At 61.3% G+C, this 18,992-nt stretch carries 15 protein-coding genes; 14 read left to right on the top strand and 1 reads right to left on the bottom strand.

What is annotated here, in order from left to right; genetic code table 11:
• Window positions 1-3 precede the first annotated feature (3 nt).
• The 6 genes from SB772_RS02410 to SB772_RS02385 all read left to right on the top strand — a co-directional run bounded on the left by SB772_RS02410 (window position 4) and on the right by SB772_RS02385 (window position 9,699).
• The gene (locus SB772_RS02410; RefSeq protein ID WP_410831681.1) at window positions 4-1,137 is read left to right on the top strand and encodes an acyl-CoA dehydrogenase family protein; all 1,134 of its coding nucleotides are present in this window, start codon (window positions 4-6) and stop codon (window positions 1,135-1,137) included.
• A gap of 158 nt (window positions 1,138-1,295) precedes the next feature.
• Window positions 1,296-2,522, top strand: a complete 1,227-nt coding sequence (locus SB772_RS02405; protein ID WP_410831680.1) for a cytochrome P450 — start codon at window positions 1,296-1,298, stop codon at window positions 2,520-2,522.
• A 466-nt stretch (window positions 2,523-2,988) separates the two neighbouring features.
• Window positions 2,989-4,632, top strand: a complete 1,644-nt coding sequence (locus SB772_RS02400) for a DUF1302 domain-containing protein (protein WP_410831679.1) — start codon at window positions 2,989-2,991, stop codon at window positions 4,630-4,632.
• A gap of 39 nt (window positions 4,633-4,671) precedes the next feature.
• Window positions 4,672-6,033, top strand: a complete 1,362-nt coding sequence (locus tag SB772_RS02395; RefSeq protein WP_410831678.1) for a DUF1329 domain-containing protein — start codon at window positions 4,672-4,674, stop codon at window positions 6,031-6,033.
• Between the two features lie 96 nt (window positions 6,034-6,129).
• Window positions 6,130-7,209, top strand: coding sequence for a WD40/YVTN/BNR-like repeat-containing protein (locus SB772_RS02390; protein WP_410831677.1), 1,080 nt, complete (start codon window positions 6,130-6,132; stop codon window positions 7,207-7,209).
• 21 nt (window positions 7,210-7,230) lie between these two features.
• Complete coding sequence (locus tag SB772_RS02385; RefSeq protein WP_410831676.1) at window positions 7,231-9,699, top strand: efflux RND transporter permease subunit; 2,469 nt, start codon at window positions 7,231-7,233, stop codon at window positions 9,697-9,699.
• A 79-nt stretch (window positions 9,700-9,778) separates the two neighbouring features.
• Here SB772_RS02385 and SB772_RS02380 read toward each other — a convergent pair whose 3' ends face one another.
• A complete protein-coding gene (locus tag SB772_RS02380; protein ID WP_410831675.1) occupies window positions 9,779-10,573 on the bottom strand; it encodes a glucose 1-dehydrogenase in 795 nt (264 codons plus the stop codon).
• A 345-nt stretch (window positions 10,574-10,918) separates the two neighbouring features.
• Here SB772_RS02380 and SB772_RS02375 point away from each other — a divergent pair, with 345 nt between their 5' ends.
• The 8 genes from SB772_RS02375 (at window position 10,919) to SB772_RS02340 (ending at window position 18,967) form a co-directional block, all read left to right on the top strand.
• Window positions 10,919-11,668: an electron transfer flavoprotein subunit beta/FixA family protein gene (locus tag SB772_RS02375; RefSeq protein ID WP_410831674.1), complete on the top strand. Its 750-nt coding sequence runs from the start codon at window positions 10,919-10,921 to the stop codon at window positions 11,666-11,668.
• A 2-nt stretch (window positions 11,669-11,670) separates the two neighbouring features.
• The gene (locus SB772_RS02370) at window positions 11,671-12,600 is read left to right on the top strand and encodes an electron transfer flavoprotein subunit alpha/FixB family protein (RefSeq protein ID WP_410831673.1); all 930 of its coding nucleotides are present in this window, start codon (window positions 11,671-11,673) and stop codon (window positions 12,598-12,600) included.
• Window positions 12,601-12,758: 158 nt separating this feature from the next.
• Complete coding sequence (locus tag SB772_RS02365) at window positions 12,759-14,117, top strand: aromatic ring-hydroxylating oxygenase subunit alpha (protein ID WP_410831672.1); 1,359 nt, start codon at window positions 12,759-12,761, stop codon at window positions 14,115-14,117.
• 2 nt (window positions 14,118-14,119) lie between these two features.
• Entirely contained in the window at window positions 14,120-15,826 is a 1,707-nt protein-coding gene (locus SB772_RS02360) for an FAD-dependent oxidoreductase (protein ID WP_410831671.1), read from the top strand.
• Between the two features lie 17 nt (window positions 15,827-15,843).
• Complete coding sequence (locus tag SB772_RS02355; protein ID WP_410831670.1) at window positions 15,844-16,830, top strand: thiamine pyrophosphate-dependent dehydrogenase E1 component subunit alpha; 987 nt, start codon at window positions 15,844-15,846, stop codon at window positions 16,828-16,830.
• Window positions 16,827-17,843, top strand: coding sequence for an alpha-ketoacid dehydrogenase subunit beta (locus SB772_RS02350; RefSeq protein WP_410831669.1), 1,017 nt, complete (start codon window positions 16,827-16,829; stop codon window positions 17,841-17,843). The genes SB772_RS02355 and SB772_RS02350 overlap by 4 nt, the downstream gene beginning before the upstream one ends.
• A 26-nt stretch (window positions 17,844-17,869) precedes the next feature.
• Window positions 17,870-18,100, top strand: a complete 231-nt coding sequence (locus SB772_RS02345; protein ID WP_172160981.1) for a biotin/lipoyl-containing protein — start codon at window positions 17,870-17,872, stop codon at window positions 18,098-18,100.
• A 51-nt stretch (window positions 18,101-18,151) separates the two neighbouring features.
• Window positions 18,152-18,967, top strand: a complete 816-nt coding sequence (locus SB772_RS02340; protein WP_410831668.1) for a 2-oxo acid dehydrogenase subunit E2 — start codon at window positions 18,152-18,154, stop codon at window positions 18,965-18,967.
• Window positions 18,968-18,992 lie beyond the last annotated feature (25 nt).

Raw genomic sequence — 18,992 nt, 5'->3', positions numbered from 1 at the left:
ATCATGGATTTCACGCTCGTTGAAGAGCAGCAGATGCTAGCCGACCTGGTGGGCCGCTTCGCGGAGAAGGAATATTCATTCGAGGCGCGGCGCAGGCTATCGGCGATGCCGCGTGGCTGGTCCGAACAGCATTGGAGCACGTTGGCCGATATGGGCCTACTTGCGCTCAACGTTCCGGACGAATACGGCGGGATGAACGCGGACGTGGTGGAGACCATGATCGTGATGGAGGCGTTGGGTCGAGCGCTGGTGCTGGAGCCCTATCTCTCGACCGCGGTGCTTGGCGCACGGTTGATCAGCCACGCCGGCACCGATATACAAAAGGAGCGCTGGCTGCCCGAGCTTGCGGCTGGCCGCCTGAAAACGGCGTTGGCCACCCTCGAGCCCGGTGCGCGCTTCGATCTGCCGAACATAACGACGACCGCGAAGCCGTTGAATCAGGGTTTCGTCGTCGATGGTCGCAAAGGCGTGGTCTTGCACGGCGATAGCGCCGACCTGCTGCTGGTGTCGGCGCGCACCTCCGGCGCGCAGGACGACACGGCCGGCATTACGCTGTTCGCGATCGACCCGAAGACACCGGGCGTCACGCTCAGGGGTTTCCCGACGCTGGACGGGCAGCGGGCCGCCGAAGTGTGCTTTTCAGGCGTGTCGGTCGGCTCCGACGCGGTGTTAGGCGCGATCGGCGACGGCTATCCGCTGCTTGAATGGACCGTCGATCACGGGCTGTTCGCTTTATGCGCGGAAGCGGTCGGAACAATGGCGAAGCTGGCCGAGATGACCTACGACTACCTGCGCACGCGGACCCAGTTCGGCAGACCCATCGGCGAGTTCCAGGCGCTTCAGCATCGCGCCGCAGACATCCTGACGGCGGTCGAGCAGGCCCGCTCGGTGGTGTACTTCTCCGCATCGCGGCTGGCCGGGGCGGATGCCGGCGAGCGGCGCCGGGCGTTATCCGCCGCCAAGAACCTGATCGGCCGGTGCGGCCGTTTCGTGGGCCAGCAGGCGGTGCAGTTGCACGGCGGAATGGGCATGACCGACGAACTTCCGATCGGCTGGTACTTCAAGCGGCTGACCTGCATTGACATGACATGGGGTGACGCCGAGCACCATCTGGAACGCTATGGAACATACGTGTAACGCGGCGCCGCGCGCCTTCGTCCAGCTTCGCGCGTCCCGCTTTCATGTCGTTCCAGTAGTAGAGAATGTATGATACATATGTGAACGTCATTCAAAAACTATTGGCGTGGCGTTTGTGTGAACCGTCAACTGGCCCGGAATCACGAAGGAGACATCGAATGTCAGAGATCCATCAACTCACGACGCCCGAAGTGGCGCCGATTCCCGCGCATGTACCGCCGCAACTGGTGGTCGACTTCGACATATACAATCCGCCCGGCGCCGCCGACGACTATCATCTCGCGCTCAAGAAACTTCACGACCCCGCCGTGCCCGATATCTTCTGGACGCCGCGCAACGGGGGACACTGGATCGCGACGCGCGGCGACGACATCTACCGCATCTTTAAGGAATACGAGCATTTTTCGTCACGCCAGTTGACGGTGCCGTTGGTCGATCACGCACCGCTGCCGCCGATCTTTTTCGACCCGCCCGAACACACCGCCTACCGCGCGCTGATTGCACCCGCCTTCATGCCGCAAGCGATCAGCAAGCTCGAGGAAAAGGCCCGCGAAATGGCAATCGAGCTGATCGAAGGCTTTTATGCGCGGGGCGAGTGTGAGTTCGTCTCCGAGTTTGCGCAACATCTGCCGATCGGTATTTTCATGGACATGGTGGCGCTGCCCGCGGAAGATCGCGGCTATTTGCTGGGCCTTGCAGACAAGATGGTGCGGCCTGCCTCGTCCGGGCAGAAGCTTGAAGCGCTCGGCGCGATCTTTGAATACCTTGGCGTGAAAATCGCCGAGCGCCGTGCGAACCCCGGAGACGATCTGATCAGCCGGATCGTTCAATCGACGATTGACGGTCGTGCTCTTAGCGACCAGGAGCTTAAAGGGCTGTGCGGCCTCGTCCTGATCGGTGGCCTCGATACGGTCGCTTCCGCAATGGGTTTCATTGCCAACTTCCTCGCGAAAAGTCCCGCGCATCGCAAACAACTGATCGACCACCCGGAATTGACGCAGAAAGCGGTAGACGAGTTGTTGCGCCGCTTTCCGGTGGTCAACCAGGGACGGCAGATAGCGCACGACTTCGAATATCAGGGCGTGCAGATGAAGGCCGGCGACATGATCGTCATACCGACAACCTTGCACGGTCTGGACGAGCGCAAGTTCCAGAACCCGCTCGAAGTCGACTTCAACCGTCCGACACCGATTCATTCCACCTTTGGCAATGGGGCACATCGTTGTCCGGGTTCGTTCCTCGCCCGCGTCGAGATCAAGGTGTTCCTCCAGGAGTGGCTCAAACGCATCCCCGATTTTTCACTCAAGCCCGGCGCCAGAGCCGGCGTGCATGGCGGCGTCAACGGCACGCTCTACCATTTGCCGCTGGTCTGGGACGTGAAGTGAACAACATGCGATGACGATCGGCGGCCTGTCCGGGCGTCAGGATCAGTCGTCACCGCGGACAAGCCGTGCAGCGCGTGGATCCTCGCATTCACGCCGACCGGCGAGACGGCCTTCGTCATGGCATTTCGTCAGGCATCCCCGGGTGGGCGCCCGCGGCAGCTCTGTTTGTCCCGTTGTGACGGGGCCGCCGCGGCCGGCATCGGCATTCGCCAGCCGCGCGAATCGATTCCGCATTCGTGAGACTTTAGACGGATTCCTAACGTCTCAAGCGACCGGCCGAAGCTCGGCGCACCTGTGCGCAAGAGTCCGGGTCTCTACTGGAAAACACTATTGACACCCCACGGTGCGGTGTTTACCATTTTGAACAGCATTCAAATTTTTGATGAGCTTCAAATGTGGGAAGCAGGCCGGCTCGAAAAATACAACGAATAGAACTCGTGTGAATGTCCTCACGGAGGAGACAGAAATGAATCGGATTTTCAAAGGCGGGGCCGTTTACCGGCGTCGTTTTGAAGCGATGCTGCTGGCTGGTGTTTGCGGCAGTTTTGCGAACGGAGTGCATGCGTTCACGTTTACCACGCCCAATCCGGACATCGAGATGGATCTGGATACGACGGTTCGCGCGAACTACGGGTTACGCCTGCAGGGCATCGACCCGGCGATCGGTAACAACCCGAGCTACGACGAAGGCGACAACACCTTCAGGCGCTACCAGACCATACTTGCGCGGCTCGACGTGACGAGCGAATTCGACTTCAAGTACAAGGGGACGACCGGCTTCCGGTTCAGCGTCGCTGGCTGGTATGACGCCGCCTATTCAGGGAAGGACAAGAGCGGGCCGGGCCTCGCGAATGTCGCGAATTACCCGGGGAATAACTACACCAGCTACATCAAGAAGTATTACATCGGACCATCGGCCGAGGTGCGCGACGCGTTCGGATTCACCACCGTCAATGCGGGCCCCGTTCCGGTGGACATCAAGGTAGGGCGCCTCGCGCAAATCTGGGGTCAATCGCTGATCGGCTCCGTGGGCGGCGTCAACTCGGTCGCGGTGTCTCAGGCGCCGCAAAACCTGATCGCCGCGACGCAAAGCCCCGGGGCATCGCTAAAGGAACTGTCGCTGCCGACAGGGCAGGTCGCCATGTCGGCCCAGTTGACCGACCGGATGCAATTGAGCGGCTACTACACATTCGAATGGGCGCACGACCGCTTTCCGGAAGGCGGCACCTATTTCGGTGGGTCGGACTCCATCGACTATGGGCCGCCGATTGCCGCGTATGCAGGGCCGAACTTCCCGATCTACAACGTCAAGGGACCGCAAGGGAAGATCGGGGATATCGGTGTCGAAACCAAGTATCGCTTTGAAAAATTCTCGAGCACAGTGGAGTTGACCTATCGCCGCTTCAGCTACAAGACGCCCTGGTTTGCTCAGTTCAATGCGAACAATTTCACGGCCGAGGATATCTACGCGAACAAGGTTCAGCTGCTGGGCCTCGGCGTGAACAGCACGATTGCCGGCACGGCGGTCGGCGCCGAAGTGTCGTATCGCCGCAATACGCCTTTGGCTTCGGGCGGCAGCGGCACGCCGGGCACGCTCGAAGGCGCGCGCGGCGATACGTTGCACGCACTGATCAACACGACCACCTACCTCGGCAAGTCGTTGCTCTGGAACGAGGCGCCGCTCGCGATGGAAATCGCGGCGGCCCACCTGATCAAGGTGACCTCGGGCGCGCAGAACTTCAATTCTCCCGGTTACTCCGCCGCCTGCACGAAGGCTGCCGATGCGGTCGCACTGGGTTGTTCGACGAGGAATTTCTATACCTTCGGCGTGTCGTTCACACCGCACTGGAATCAGGTGTTTCCCGGCGTCGATCTCGACCTGCCGATGTTCGTACAATGGAACATCCACGGCAATACACCGACTGTCGACGGCGGCAACCAGGGCAGCAACATCTACCAGGTAGGGCTGAAATTCACGATTTACAACAAGCACATTGTGAATCTCACCTACACCGGTTATACCAACTGGAAGAAAACAGCGACCAATGTGAACGGCGCGCCGTATTCCGACAAAGGCTGGATCGGGATTACTTATCAGACCACGCTTTAACCAAAGCCGACTATCTGGTACCTCAGAGGACATTCGCAAATGAACATCCCAAAGTTACTGACGGCTGTGTTGATCGCCGCCACCTATGGTTCCACCCCGCACGCGGCAGTATCGACCGAAGAGGCCGCCAAGCTAGGCACGTCGCTTACATTATTCGGCGCGGACGCCGCAGCTAGCACGGACGGTCAGATTCCGGCATACACGGGCGGCATCGCCAAGGCGCCTGCGGAGTTCAAGCCTGATAGCGGCAAGTGGATGGACCCGTTTGCCGGCGAAAAAGCGATTCTGACGATCACGGCGCAGAACTATCAAGAATACGCGGACAAGCTGAGCGAGTCGTCCAAGGAACTGTTCAAGCGCTTTCCCGATTACAAGATGATGGTCTATCCGACCCATCGCAGCGCGTCGTTTCCGGACTGGTACGGTGAAAATTGCAAGATCAATGCGGTGCAGGCCAAGCTGACGAACGGCGGACAGGATATCGAAGGCGCCTTTGGCTGTATTCCTTTCCCGATTCCGAAGACCGGCGAGGAAGCGCTCTGGAATTACATCATGCGCTACGTCGGCACCAGGCAAAAGAACTTCGTGAATACCTGGCTGATGGACAGCGCAGGCAGCCCGGTGCTGACGGGCTCGTTCAAAAGTAGTATCTATTTTCCGTACTACGATCCCACTCTCGGCCGGGACGGCTTCAAGAAGACGGATGGCGTCTGGTACCAGGTGCAGAACGATTACGCCGCGCCCGCACGCCTGAAGGGCGAGACATCACTGTTCTGGGACTACACCGCGAGTTCGCGTGACTGGCCGGGCTGGTCGTATTCGCCGGGCCAGCGTCGCACACGCGTCGCCCCTGACCTCGCTTACGATACGCCGAACCCCGGCTACTCGGGCGTGATCACAATGGACGATATCCAGCTGATGTACGGCAAGCTCGATCGCTGGAAGGTCAAGATGCTCGGTACCAAGGAAATGTACATTCCGTACAACGGCTACAAGTGGCAATACGCGACCCCGGACAAGGACATGCTGACACCGCATTTCCCCAATGCCAACCTGATCCGCTGGGAGCTGCACCGCGTGCGCATACTTGAATTGACGCTCAAACCCGGTGCCCGGCACCTCTACAGCAAAAAGATCATCTATTCGGACGAGGATCTGGGCGGTGGCATGATGGATGCCTATGATCAGGCGGGCAAACTGTATCGAGGCGGCTTTGCCGACACGGTACCGGCCTACGACACCAAGGTACCGTATTCACTCGGCAACTGGTTCTTCGACTTCAACAGCGGCGTGTATCTGCTGGGCAGTCATCCTGCGGATACCGCCGGCATTTTCTTCAACGTGGACTTTCCCAACGGATTTTTCACGCCTGAACGAATGCAGTCGACCGGCATCCGCTGACGCCTCGCGCGTTGCCGGCAGCATAGCCTGGAGAGGCAGGGCCGCAGCGGGTTTCGCCCAACGCGGCCATTGAGTATCAGGCGGGCATAAGGAGACATGATGCTGAGTACCTCTATGAACGCGGCAGTGTCGGCGCTCGCGCTGACCCTCGCGCTGACCGTTTCGCAGCCGGCGCTTGCCGCGTTCGCCGATCCGATCGACACGCCGGCCACGGCCAACCCGCATGCACAGACAGCACCGCTGCTTGCCGTGGCCCATGCCGGAGACCGGCTGGTCGCGGTCGGCTTGCGCGGACTGATCGTCCTCTCCGACGACAATGGCGGGACCTGGCGCCAGGTTCCCGCGCCGGTGAGCTCGGACCTGGTCTCGGTGTATTTCGTTTCGCCGCGCGCGGGCTGGGCGAGCGGTCAGGACGGCATCGTTTTGCACACCGCCGACGGAGGGACAACGTGGAGCAGGCAGCTCGACGGCCGGTCGGCGGCCGCCTCGATGTTGGCCTATTACCAGAAGCGGGATCAGTCAGACCCGAAAGTTGCAGCCGGACTCGAGGAAGCGCGGCGCTTTGTCAACGACGGCCCGGGGCGGCCGTTTCTGTCGGTCTGGTTCGATAACGAACGCACGGGCTTCATCATCGGTTCATTCAACCTCATCTTCAAGACCGACGATGGCGGGGCCAGTTGGACACCGTGGTTCGACCACACCGAAAACGAACAGGACGCACTGAATCTGCATGCGATACGCAGAATCGGCAATGTGTTGTACGTGGTCGGCGAACAGGGGCTGGTCATGCGCCTCGACGAGACCTCACAACAGTTCGTCAAGATTCCGGTGCCGTACAAGGGCAGCTTTTTCGGCATCTTCGGCACACCTGAGAACCTGATTCTCTATGGCCTGCGTGGCAATGCGTTGCGCAGCGCGGACGGCGGGCAAACCTGGACCAAGGTCGGCATTCCCGGTGAAGCCAGTCTGCTGGGCGGGGCGAGTCTTGCCGACGGGCGGCTTGCGTTGTTCAGCCAGGATGGACGCGTGCTGATCAGCACGGACGGCGGCGCCAGCTTCAGTGCGGCGGATGCGGCGGGGCAACCCTGGTCGCTCTGGGACGGTACGAGCCTCGCTCGCGGTGGCGTTGTGGTAGTGGGCGCCGGGGGCGTAAAAAACATCGCGGTAATCAAGTGATCGCGGGATAGGGAGAACAAGATGGTCGGTGAGAGCAATGAACAGATCAGTTCCATGCCCGTGGTTCGGGAGCGCAGCGCGTTCGACTCGAATTCCGGCAATGCGCTGGAACGACTGGTTTTCAATCATCGACTTGTCCTGATTCTGCTGTGCGCGGTGCTGTCGGTCTTTTTCGGCATCAAGGTGGCGACCGGGCTGCAGATCAACGCCAGTTTCGAAAAGATGATTCCGCAGTCGAATGCGTACATCCGCAACTACCTGGCGAACAAGGGCGATCTGAAGGGGCTCGGCAACAGCTTGCGGATCGTGGTCGAGAACACGCAGCGCAACATTTACGATCCCGCGTATCTGGAAGCACTGAGAAAGATCAACGATGCGGTATTCCTCATGCCCGGTGTCGACCGGCCGTGGGTCAAATCGATCTGGATGCCGGCGGTGCGCTGGAATATCGTGACCGAGAAAGGCTACGCGGGCGGCCCGGTCATGCCGTCGACGTACAACGGCTCGCCCGCGGCGATCGACGCGTTGCGAACCAATATCGCGCGCGCGGGCATCACCGGTTCGCTGGTCGCCAACGATCTGAAGTCGAGCATGATCGTGGTGCCGCTGCTCGAGCGCGACGCGGCGGGCAAACCGATCAGCTATGCCCAGTTCTCGCATCTGCTCGACGACATGGTACGCACGCAGCAGCACGACAACATTCGCGTCCATGTCGTGGGTTTTGCCAAACTGATCGGCGACCTGATCGACGGTCTGAAGCAGGTGATGACGTATTTCGGTATTGCGGCGGCCATCGCGCTCGGCGTGATTTTCTGTTATACGCGCTGTCCGCGCAGCACGTTTCTGGTGGTCGCGTGTTCGCTGGTCGCGGTCCTGTGGCAACTCGGCATCGTCACGGCGCTGGGTCTCGTCATAGATCCTTATTCCGTGCTGGTGCCGTTCCTGGTATTCGCCATCGGCGTGTCGCATGGCGCGCAGAAAATGAACGGCATCCTGCAGGACGTGGGGCGTGGCACACATAAGTACGTGGCGGCGCGCTACACCTTCCGCAGGCTCTTTCTCGCGGGTCTCACCGCCCTCATGGCCGACATGGTGGGCTTCGCTGTCCTGACGATCATCGATATCCCGGTCATCAAGGATCTGGCGCTGACAGCCAGCATCGGCGTGGGCGTGCTGGTCTTCACCAATCTGCTGCTACTGCCGGTGCTGTTGTCGTATGTCGGGGTGAGTCCCGCCGCCGCGCAGCGCACGCTGATTGAAGAGGCCGCCGAAGCGGGTAGCCGCTCACGCATCGCGAGCCTGTGGGACTGGCTGGATCGTTTCACCGAACGGCGCTGGGCGTCGGGAGCGATCGCCGTGACCTTGCTGCTGGCGGCAGCCGGTTTCGCGATCAGCCAGCGTCTGCAGATCGGCGATCTCGACGCGGGAGCGCCCGAATTGCGGGCGGACTCGGTCTACAACCGCGACAATGCCTTCATTAACGCGCACTATGGCCTGTCGAGCGATATGTTCGTGGTGATCGGAAAATCGTCACAGCCCAATTGCGACGCGGATCATTATCGGATGCTGGCCGATGTCGATCGTCTCGAGATTGCATTGCAAAACGTGAGCGGCGTGCAGACCACGAGTTCGGCCGCGTCGCTCACCCGGCTCGTTACATCCGGTGCTTATGAAGGCTATCCGAAGTGGTTCACGATCAATCGCACGCCGTCGATCCTGAATCGCTCGCTCTTCCAGGTTTTACTTGATCGCCCCGATCTGATCAGCGCGGCCTGCAACACGATGCCGATCATCGCTTACCTGACCGATCATAAGGCGGCTACGCTGAATCGCGTGCTCGACGCTGCGCAACGTTTCGCGGATGCGCACAAGGACCCGGACCATCAATTCCTGCTGGCCGCTGGCTCCGCAGGTATCGATGCCGCGACCAACATCGTCGTCAAGGAAGCGAATGAGCGCATGTTGCTGCTGGTCTACGCGGCTGTTGTCCTGCTCTGCCTGATTACGTTCCGTAGCTGGCGTGCCGCCGTCGTCGCACTGGTGCCGCTCGCGATCACTTCAGTTTTATGCCAGGCGCTGATGGTGATGCTGGGCATCGGCGTCAAGGTGGCGACCTTGCCCGTAATCGCCCTTGGCGTGGGCATCGGTGTCGATTACGCGCTCTATCTGCTGTCTGTACAGCTCAACTATCAGCGCGCCGGCTTGCCGCTGCGGGACGCCTACCGTCGAGCGGTCCAGTTCACCGGCAAGGTGGTGGCGCTGGTGGGCGTCACGCTGGCCGCGGGGGTCGTCACGTGGGCATGGTCGCCGATCAAGTTTCAGGCCGACATGGGCATTCTGCTGACTTTCATGTTCGTCACAAACATGATCGGCGCGCTGATTCTGATCCCGTCGCTGTCCCACTTTCTGTTGCGCGGGGTGTCGTCCAGACCTGGGCGCGCGGAGTTACGCAGCGCGATCGCGCTCGCCGAGAATTCGAAAGGAGCGTGATGATCTGGCTGAGCGCAATGGGCGCGTAAGAAGGGCGCGTAAAAAGCGGGCGCCGGCCACGCTGCGGCGCTGACTGTGGCTAGAGCACCGACATCGGGAAGCTCAGGATCTCCGAGACACCGCCGTCGACCATCAGCATTTGCCCGTTCATATAGGAACTGGCGTCGGAGGCGAGGAATACGGCGGCGCCGCCGAGTTCTTCAGGGCGCCCCCAGCGTCCGACGGAAATGTGCGTGCGGACGATCTCTTTCATTTGCGCATTCGACGTGACAGGCTCGGCCATATCGGTCATGAAATAGCCTGGACAAATGCCATTGCAGCGGATTCCGTAGCGCCCCAGTTCGGCGCCGAGCGACTTGGTGAGACCCGCCACTGCGTGCTTGCTCGCTACATAGGCCTGCAGCTTTTCGCGCCCGAGTACCGAAACGTACGAGCCGACATTGATGATGCGGCCGTGTCCGCGTTCGATCATCGACGGGGACGCTTGTTGCGCGAGCAGGTACGCCGCGGTGACGTTGGTATCCATGGTGCGGCGCCACATCTGCGGCGTCGATTGAAGGAAATCGCTCCACTCGCAGACGCCAGCGTTGTTCAGCAGGATGTCGATTCTTCCGTGACGCGCGAGAACGTTCTGCACGGCGGCCTCGATGGCGGCCTGATCGGTGAGATCGAATGGCTCGATATCGATCCCGCCGCCGCTACCGCCGCTCACCGCGCGAATGGACGCAGCGGCGGTGTCGAGACAGGCGCGCGAGCGGGCGGCGAGCACCACCGTCGCGCCGGCGCACGCAAGCGCGCTGGCCATCGCCAGCCCGAGACCGCGCGAGGCGCCCGTGACGAGCGCAACCTGACCATCGAGAGAGAACATTTTCATGGACGAGTTTTCACCGGGAGCCGCTGCCGACGATCCTGCGACAGAGCACGCAGTCAGTCGATCCGCGGAGATTTTTAAAATGCGAACGACGTTCTAAATTATGGATATATTCTGACGGCCGTGAAATGGGGTATACGCGGGGCAGGGTCCGGAAAGGCCACGGTCGAAACAGCAGGCCGCCGATCATCCGGCCCGCCACCGCTAGCCGTGCCAGACCAGGATCTTGCGGAAATGGCGCTGGCTTTCGAGGTGACGCAGCGCATCCGGCACGTCGGAGTCGTTGACAGCAGCAAAAGAACAGGTTCAGAATATAGAACATCGTTCATAAAACGTCTGGAGCGTCAATTGAAAATACTGGTCGCAGTAAAGCGTGTGATCGACTACAACGTGAAGCCCCGGGTCAAATCCGACGGCTCCGGCGTCGATCTTGCCAACGTCAGGATGGCCATGAATCCGTTCGATGAAATCGCGGTGGAGGAGGCGGTGCGGCTCAAGGAAGCAGGGGTCGCCACCGAGATCGTGGTGATTTCCGCTGGCACCGCGCAGTCGCAGGAAGTCTTGCGCACCGCGCTTGCAATGGGCGCCGACCGGGCGATCCTGATCGAGACCGCAACCGAGCTGCAGCCGCTGGCGGTCGCGAAGCTCATGGCAGCAATCGTCGAGCGTGAAGCGCCGCAACTGGTGCTGCTCGGCAAGCAGGCCATCGATAACGACGCCGGCCAGACGGGGCAGAAACTCGCCGGCCTGCTCGGCTGGCCGCAAGCCACCTTCGCCTTCAAGACAGAAGTCGCCGACGCTGTGCTGACCGTGACGCGTGAAATCGACGGTGGGCTCGAACGCGTCGCGCTCGATCTGCCCGCAGTGGTAACGACGGATCTGCGTCTGAACAGTCCGCGCTATGTGACGCTGCCCAACATCATGAAGGCGAAAAAGAAACCGCTCGACACGCTGACGCCTGAAGCACTTGATGTCGATGTCACGCCACGTCTTACCGTACTGGAAGTGACCGAGCCACCAGCGCGCAAGAGCGGCATGATGGTGCCCGACGTTCAGACCTTGATCGAAAAACTGCGTAACGAAGCCAAGGTGATCTGATCATGTCCATCCTTGTTATTGCTGAACACGACAACGCGACGCTCCATCGCGCGACGCTCAACGCCGTGACCGCCGCGACGCAGATCGGCAGCGAGGTTCATCTGCTGGTAGCCGGTCATGAAGCGGCGGGAGCGGTGGCCGATGCAGCGAAAGTCAGCGGAGTAAGCAAGGTATTGCACGTAGACGCCGCCGCCTACGCGCATCCGCTCCCCGAAAATCTCGCGTTGCTGGTGCTGTCGCTGGCTCAGCCGTACAGCCATGTGATTGCAGCAGCGACGGCTGTCGGCAAGAGCTTCATGCCGCGCGTCGCTGCGTTACTCGACTGTGCACAAATTTCCGAAGTCGTCGCCATCAAGGGCGCCGATACGTTTGTGAGGCCGATCTACGCCGGCAATGCGCTCGCCACTGTCAGGTCCGCCGATCCGCTGAAGGTGCTGACGGTTCGCACGACAGCCTTCGAGTCCGCACCACTGCAGGGCAACGCGCCGATCGAGCCGGCGCCGGCTGCGCCAGCCTATGAGCGGACCCGTTTCGTCGACCAGCAGTTGACTAAGTCGAGCCGGCCGGAACTGGCGGCCGCCAATATTGTGGTGTCGGGCGGGCGTGGGATGCAGAATGGCGATAACTTCAGATTGCTCGACGCGCTCGCCGACAAACTCGGCGCGGCAGTCGGCGCATCGCGCGCCGCGGTGGACGCCGGATTCGCGCCGAACGACTACCAGGTCGGGCAAACGGGCAAGATCGTCGCGCCGCAGCTGTACATTGCCGTCGGCATCTCAGGCGCGATCCAGCATCTGGCCGGGATGAAAGATTCAAAGGTCATCGTTGCGATCAACAAGGACGGCGAGGCGCCCATTTTCCAGGTTGCCGACTATGGTCTCGCCGCCGATCTTTTCGAGGCTGTGCCGGCGCTTACCGCGGCGCTGGACTGACGTTGGACCGGATTGACAAGGTTCTCGCCATCAGCCTAGTATTTTGAACGGCGTTCATATATACCGACCGGTGCGTCACATAGCCTCCATGGGCGGTGAGCCGGCAAGAAGACACAAGAATCGGCATGCGAGCCGGCGAAACCATGAAGGAGATATCAATGCGTGAGACGAATTCCGGTTCGGGTGAGCATCCCGTCCGCCTCGATTTTGTCCCCAAGGATAGCTACCTGTCGAAGCAGTTCCTCGACCAGGAAACGCGCCACCTGTGGCCGCGCGTGTGGCAGGTGGCGTGCCGGCTCGAGGAGATTCCCGGGGTAGGCGACTATGTCACGTTCGATGTGATCGATGAGTCGATCATCGTGGTGCGCACGGCGGCCGACCGGATCAACGCCTATTACAACGTTTGCCAGCATCGTGGCCGGCGTTTGACGAATGGCTGCGGCAAGGCGGCGAAGTTTCGCTGCAATTTCCACGGCTGGCAGTGGAATCTCGACGGCAGCATCGCGCGCGTGCTCGATCGCAGCGATTGGGAAGGCTGCCCCGACATGGCCGACGGCGATCTGCGGCTTCAGGAGGTACGGGTGGACACGTGGGGCGGATTCGTGTTCGTCAACATGGATCCCAATGCCGAACCGCTCGCAAAGTTTCTCGAACCGGTACCCGAAATCACGAACTGCTTCGAGTTCGAAAAGATGCGCTACCGCTGGTACAAGTCGATCCGGTTGCCGTGCAACTGGAAGGTCGCGCTGGAGGCGTTCAACGAGGGCTATCACGTCTCGGCCACGCACCCGCAACTGCTCGACGTCGCCGGCGACGACGTGACTCGCAGCTTCGCCTATGGACGCCACGGCATGTTCGGTTACGCGACGGCCACGCGCTTTATCGGCGCTCCCTCGCCGCGTACCGGCAAGCCGATGCCCGAAGACGTGCGGCAGGGACTGGTCAATTTCTTCAAGGTGATGGAAGACACGCTGAAGGCCATCAACTCGGCGCGAGACTACGAAGCTTCCAAACGTCTGCTGACCGACATGGCCCCAAGCGGCAACCAGTTCGAAGTACTGGCCAAGGCCATGGAGTTCCAGCGCGAAGCGGCCGTTGCCGAAGGTGCGGGCTGGCCTGACATTTCGTTCGAGCAGATGGGACGCGCGGGCGCCGACTGGCACGTGTTCCCGAATCTGATTTTCCTGCCTTACCCCGACGGTGCGCTGTTCTACCGTGCGCGGCCCGACGGTGACAATCCAGATTCCTGCATTTACGACATCTGGTCGCTGGTCCGCTATGCGCCGGGTGCGGAGCCGCCGCTCAAGCGCGAGCTTTACCACGGCGTCGACGACTGGAAGCAGAACGCACTGGAGAATTTCGGTCTGATCCTGTGGCAGGACTTCCAGAACATGACGAACGTGCAGCAGGGCATGAAATCGCGCGGTTTCAAGGGGGCTCGCACGAACCCGCTGCAGGAGACGTCGGTATCCAATTTCCACCGCGCGCTGCGGGAATTCATCGCGCAGGGGGCGTGAACATGGCTGCCTGGGATGCAAGCTATGACTTCGTGGTGGTCGGCAGCGGCGGCGGTTCGATGTGTGCCGCGCTTGCATGCAAGAACGCAGGCAAAGAAGCCATCATCATCGAGAAGCAGGACAAGATAGGCGGCTCGACGGGCTATTCCGGTGGCGTCTGGTGGCTGCCGAACAACCACGTGATGAAACGCCACGGCGTGAACGACTCCTACGAACGCGCGCGGCAATATTTCGATGCCGCGGTTGCCTATCAGGGGCCAGGCTCATCGCCGGCGCGTCGCGAGGCGTATTTGCGAACCGGTCCGAAGATGGCGGAGTTTCTGGAAAAGCAGGGCATGCAGTTTGTCTACGCAGACGGCTGGTCGGACTACTACGACACGTTGCCCGGCGGCGAACCGCGTGGCCGGTCCTTGCTGGCGAAACTGTTCGACATCAAGGAACTGGGCGAGTGGGCGCCGAAGCTCTCGCGTTACAAGGGTCCGTCGATCCCCGCAAACTCCAATGAGTTTCCTGAGTTGTTCCTGTTAAAGCGCACGTGGGGCGGCAAACGCAAGGCAATGCAGCTCGCGGGCCGCATGCTCTATCAGAAGGTCACGGGTAAAGAGCTGGTTTCGAACGGCGCCGCGATTCAGGGACGCATGCTGCAAATGGCGTTGCGTGCCGATATTCCGATCTGGACCGATACGCCGGTGCGCGAGTTGATCGTTGAGGATGGCCGCGTCACGGGTGTGATCGCCACGCGCGGCGGGCGCGAAATGCGCGTGCGTGCGCGTGAAGGCGTGCTGTTGAACACAGGCGGTTTTTCGCGCAATGCCGAAATGCGCCGCAAGTATCAGCCTCAACCGTCGTCGAGCAACTGGACGAACGCCAACCCAGGAGACACCGGCGAAGTTCTCGAAGCCGCCGTAGCAATCGGTGCAGCCGTGGATTGCATGGAAGAGGCGTGGTGGGTCGTGACCTCGCTGGGTCCCAATGAGACGCTGCCCGAGGGCGCGCGTGCGCCGGACGGTTCGCCGCTGCCCTTCATGCACCACCTCGATCTGTCGTTGCCGTTCTCGATCATGGTCGACCAGGACGGCCAGCGCTTTTGCGACGAAGCCGGCGCGTACATGGAGATCGGCCAACGCATGTATCGGCGCCACAAGGAGACCGGCAAGGCGGTGCCTGGCTGGGTGGTGATGGACAGCCGGCAACGCAAGTATTACCCCTGGGGTACGGCGATGCAGGGGCAGATCCCGCAGCAGTGGCTCGATAGCGGCTACATGATCAAGGCGGGATCGATCGTGGAGCTGGCGGACAAATGCGGGATCGACGCCGCCGGCTTGCAGGAGACCGTCACACGTTTCAACGGTTTCTGCGAGACGGGGGTGGACAGCGATTACGGACGCGGCTCGCGAGCCTTCGACCGCTGTCACGGCGACCCGACGATCAAGCCGAATCCAAATCTCGGACCGATCGAGCAGGCGCCGTTCTACGCAGTCCGTATGTACCCCGGCGATGTCGGCACGGCGGGCGGACTCGTCACGGACGAGTACGCCCGAGTGCTGAAAGAAGACGGTTCGCTGATTCCGGGGCTCTACGCAACGGGCAACTGCACGGCGTCCGTGGTGGGCCGCTGTTATCCCGGCGCAGGCAGCAGTATCGGCGCGTCATTCGTATTCGGATACATCGCGGCGCTGCATGCCAGCGGCGCCCAATCGATCTGGTGATCGAAGGAGACCTTCGCATGAAAGTCCATCAGCCGCCCAGCAGCGAAATACTGGTCGATATCTATCGGCGCATGGCGCTCATCAAGCAGAACGACGAGCGCTTTCGTTCAGTAATCAAGTCCGGCAAGCTGGTCATGCCGTATTACTCGCCGCGTGGCCAGGAGGTGATTCCGTCGGCGGTGTCCGTTTGTCTCAGCGATGACGACTACATTTGCACGATCTATCGCGGCGTGCACGACATGATCGCCAAGGGCGTGCCGCTCAAGGATCTCTGGGCCGAACTGGGTGGGCGTGTCACCGGCACCTGCAAGGGCAAGGGTGGCCCGATGCATGTCACCCACCCTGCGTCCGGCGTGATGGTCACGACAGGCATTGTCGGCAGTTCGATGCCGATCGCGAACGGTCTTGCGCTGGCCGCGCAAATTCGCGGTGAACGACGCGTGGCAGTGGCTTATTTCGGCGACGGCGCAGCCAACATCGGGGCATTTCACGAGTCGCTGAATATGGCGTCGGTCTGGAAGCTGCCGGTCGTGTTCGTCTGCCAGAACAACGGCTACGCCGAACATACGAAATACGCCTATGGCACGTCGGTGCCGAATATCGCGCAGCGTGCGGTGGCCTATCAGATGCCCGGAATCACAGTGGATGGCAACGATCCGGTCGCGATGTATCGCGTCGCGCGCGAGGCTGTCGAGCGGGCTCGCGACGGTGGCGGACCGACGCTGATCGAAGCCAACACGTTCCGCTTTCACGGCCACGTATTCGGCGACCCGGATGCCTATATGGACCAGCACGAAAAAGCAGCGTGGGTGGCGAAAGATCCGGTGCCGCTGTTCCGGGCGTGGCTGATCGCGGCGAAACACGCAACCGAAGTGCGACTGGCGGAGATGGAAGCGGCGCACGACGCGGCAATCGATGCAGCCGTCGAGTTCGCGCTGGCGAGCGCCTATCCGGACGTCGCCGAATTGCGGCGCGACATCTTTAAAGACGAGGTGCTTGCATGAACCAGACGCAGACGGACATCAATACGATTCAGGCCGTCAACCTCGCGCTTGACGATGCGATGGCGGGCGATGCCAATGTCATCGTCCTCGGCGAGGACGTGGCCGACGGCCAGGAAGGCGGCATTGTCGGTGTGACCAAAGGGCTGTCGTCGAAATACGGCAGCTCGCGTGTCAGGTCCACACCCATTTCGGAACAGGCCATTATCGGCGCGGCAATTGGCGCGGCAATCGTCGGCATGCGTCCGGTGGCCGAGATCATGCTGATGAACTTTACGACGGTCGCGATGGACATGATCGTCAACCACGCGGCGAAACTGCGCTTCATGTCGGGCGGCCAGACGCATGTGCCGCTCGTGATCCGCACAATGACCGGCGCGGGGTTTGGCACGGGTGGCCAGCACGCCGACTATCTCGAAGCGTGGTTTGCGCACGTCGCAGGCATCAAGGTGGTTGCGCCGTCTACGCCTGCGGATGCCTACGGACTGATGCTGTCGTGCATCGAAGATGACGATCCGTGCCTGTTCATCGAGAACCTGCCGAGCTACTGGAACCCGGGCAAGGCGCCGGAACGCGGCGTGCGGATTCCGCTTGGCAAGGCCAACGTGGTACGCGGCGGCACGGACGTGACGGTGATCAGCTATAGCCGCCGCGTGCACGAAGTGATGGCAGTGGCGGAACAGCTCGGTACGGCCGGAATCTCGTGCGAAGTCATCGATTTGCGTACGGTCTCACCGCTCGATACGGAAACGATCCTCACCTCGGTGGCCAAAACCGGCCGCGCCGTTGTCGTGCACGAAGCGGTCAAACCGTTTGGCGTAGGGGCCGAAATCGCCTCGCGCATTTATGAATCGCTGTTTCGCGAGCTCAAGGCGCCAGTACAACGGGTGGGGTCGCAGTTTTGCCCGGTGCCGTTTTCAAAGCCGCTTGAAGACGCCTTTGTACCCGGCGCGGCGCAGATCGAGGCCGCGATTCGCGCGACGCTCGACGACACGGGTTCGCGAGCCCAATCCTGACTTTAACCATCCCGAAGAGATTACTTATGTCCACACAGGTTTTGCTTCCGAAGCTGGGCTTTTCGATGAACGAAGGCACGCTGACCGAATGGCTCCTGGAGGACGGCGCGACAGTCGCCGAAGGTCAGGCACTCTATGCGCTGGAGAGCGACAAGTCGGTGCAGGAAGTCGAGTCTCCGGCCTCAGGAACGCTGCGAATCGTGGCCCAGATAGGCGAGGTGTATCCGGTCGGCACGGTGCTGGCGGAAATCGTCTGAGCCGGCACCGGTCATTCACCCAGGCTGAAACAGTCTAGCGAGGCATCCGCAATGAGCGTCGAACCCGTTTCCTCTCCCGCTTCCGTCGTGGCGCCCGCCGCGGTAACCGGTTCGGCTCCAGCCGGGATTGGCGCGAATTTGCCGCCATGGCCGCAGGTCGATTTCGCCGAGTTCGGTGAGATCGAGGTCAAGCCGGTTTCTCGCATCCAGAAGTTGACCGGTGCATTCCTGTCGCGCAACTGGCTGGCGATTCCGCACGTGACGCATCAGGACGACGCCGATATCACGAACCTTGAGGCTTTCCGCAACGCGTATAACGAAGACGGAGCGACGGTGAAGCTGACGCCGCTGGTGTTCCTGATCAGGGCGGCTGTGCGTGCGTTGCAGGCGTTTCCGCAGTTCAATGCATCGCTGGATGGCGACGGCAAGAACCTCGTGCTGAAGAAGTACTTTCACATCGGCGTGGCGGTGGATACGCGCTTCGGCCTGCTGGTCCCGGTGCTGCGCGACTGCGACAAAAAGAGTGTTCTGGAACTGGCGGGGGAACTGACGGCGGTGTCGTCAAAGGCGCGCGAGAAAGGTCTTTCGATGGCGGAAATGGCGGGCGGCTGCTTCTCGATCAGTTCGCTGGGAGGCGTTGGCGGTACGGGTTTCACACCGATCATCAACGCCCCTGAAGTGGCGATTCTCGGGGTGACGAAAACCCGGCTGACACCGCAGCCTTCGGACGATGGCGGAGTGGCGTGGCGCAAGATGTTGCCGCTTTCGCTGAGCTACGACCACCGGGTCATCAACGGTGCGGATGCGGCGCGCTTCACGGCCTTGATTGCCACGCTGCTCGCCGACCCTCAGGCACTTGCGGCCTGAAGCGCCGACACCCCACCTACAACGA

It is taken from the genome of Paraburkholderia sp. SIMBA_030 (assembly GCF_046535245.1).
Classification (GTDB): Bacteria; Pseudomonadota; Gammaproteobacteria; order Burkholderiales; family Burkholderiaceae; genus Paraburkholderia.
The sequence above is the reverse complement of the archived record's forward strand: the minus strand, read 5'-3'. Positions and strand labels throughout refer to the sequence as shown.

Bases quoted from the DNA above. Each gene is read 5' to 3' on its own strand.
- SB772_RS02390 (WP_410831677.1), top strand. From the start codon at position 6,130: ATGATGCTGAGTACCTCTATGAACGCGGCAGTGTCGGCGCTCGCGCTG.
- SB772_RS02410 (WP_410831681.1), top strand. From the start codon at position 4: ATGGATTTCACGCTCGTTGAAGAGCAGCAGATGCTAGCCGACCTGGTG.
- SB772_RS02400 (WP_410831679.1), top strand. From the start codon at position 2,989: ATGAATCGGATTTTCAAAGGCGGGGCCGTTTACCGGCGTCGTTTTGAA.
- SB772_RS02340 (WP_410831668.1), top strand. From the start codon at position 18,152: ATGAGCGTCGAACCCGTTTCCTCTCCCGCTTCCGTCGTGGCGCCCGCC.
- SB772_RS02350 (WP_410831669.1), top strand. From the start codon at position 16,827: ATGAACCAGACGCAGACGGACATCAATACGATTCAGGCCGTCAACCTC.
- SB772_RS02395 (WP_410831678.1), top strand. From the start codon at position 4,672: ATGAACATCCCAAAGTTACTGACGGCTGTGTTGATCGCCGCCACCTAT.
- SB772_RS02365 (WP_410831672.1), top strand. From the start codon at position 12,759: ATGCGTGAGACGAATTCCGGTTCGGGTGAGCATCCCGTCCGCCTCGAT.
- SB772_RS02345 (WP_172160981.1), top strand. From the start codon at position 17,870: ATGTCCACACAGGTTTTGCTTCCGAAGCTGGGCTTTTCGATGAACGAA.
- SB772_RS02360 (WP_410831671.1), top strand. From the start codon at position 14,120: ATGGCTGCCTGGGATGCAAGCTATGACTTCGTGGTGGTCGGCAGCGGC.
- SB772_RS02355 (WP_410831670.1), top strand. From the start codon at position 15,844: ATGAAAGTCCATCAGCCGCCCAGCAGCGAAATACTGGTCGATATCTAT.
- SB772_RS02380 (WP_410831675.1), bottom strand. From the start codon at position 10,573: ATGAAAATGTTCTCTCTCGATGGTCAGGTTGCGCTCGTCACGGGCGCC.
- SB772_RS02370 (WP_410831673.1), top strand. From the start codon at position 11,671: ATGTCCATCCTTGTTATTGCTGAACACGACAACGCGACGCTCCATCGC.
- SB772_RS02385 (WP_410831676.1), top strand. From the start codon at position 7,231: ATGGTCGGTGAGAGCAATGAACAGATCAGTTCCATGCCCGTGGTTCGG.
- SB772_RS02405 (WP_410831680.1), top strand. From the start codon at position 1,296: ATGTCAGAGATCCATCAACTCACGACGCCCGAAGTGGCGCCGATTCCC.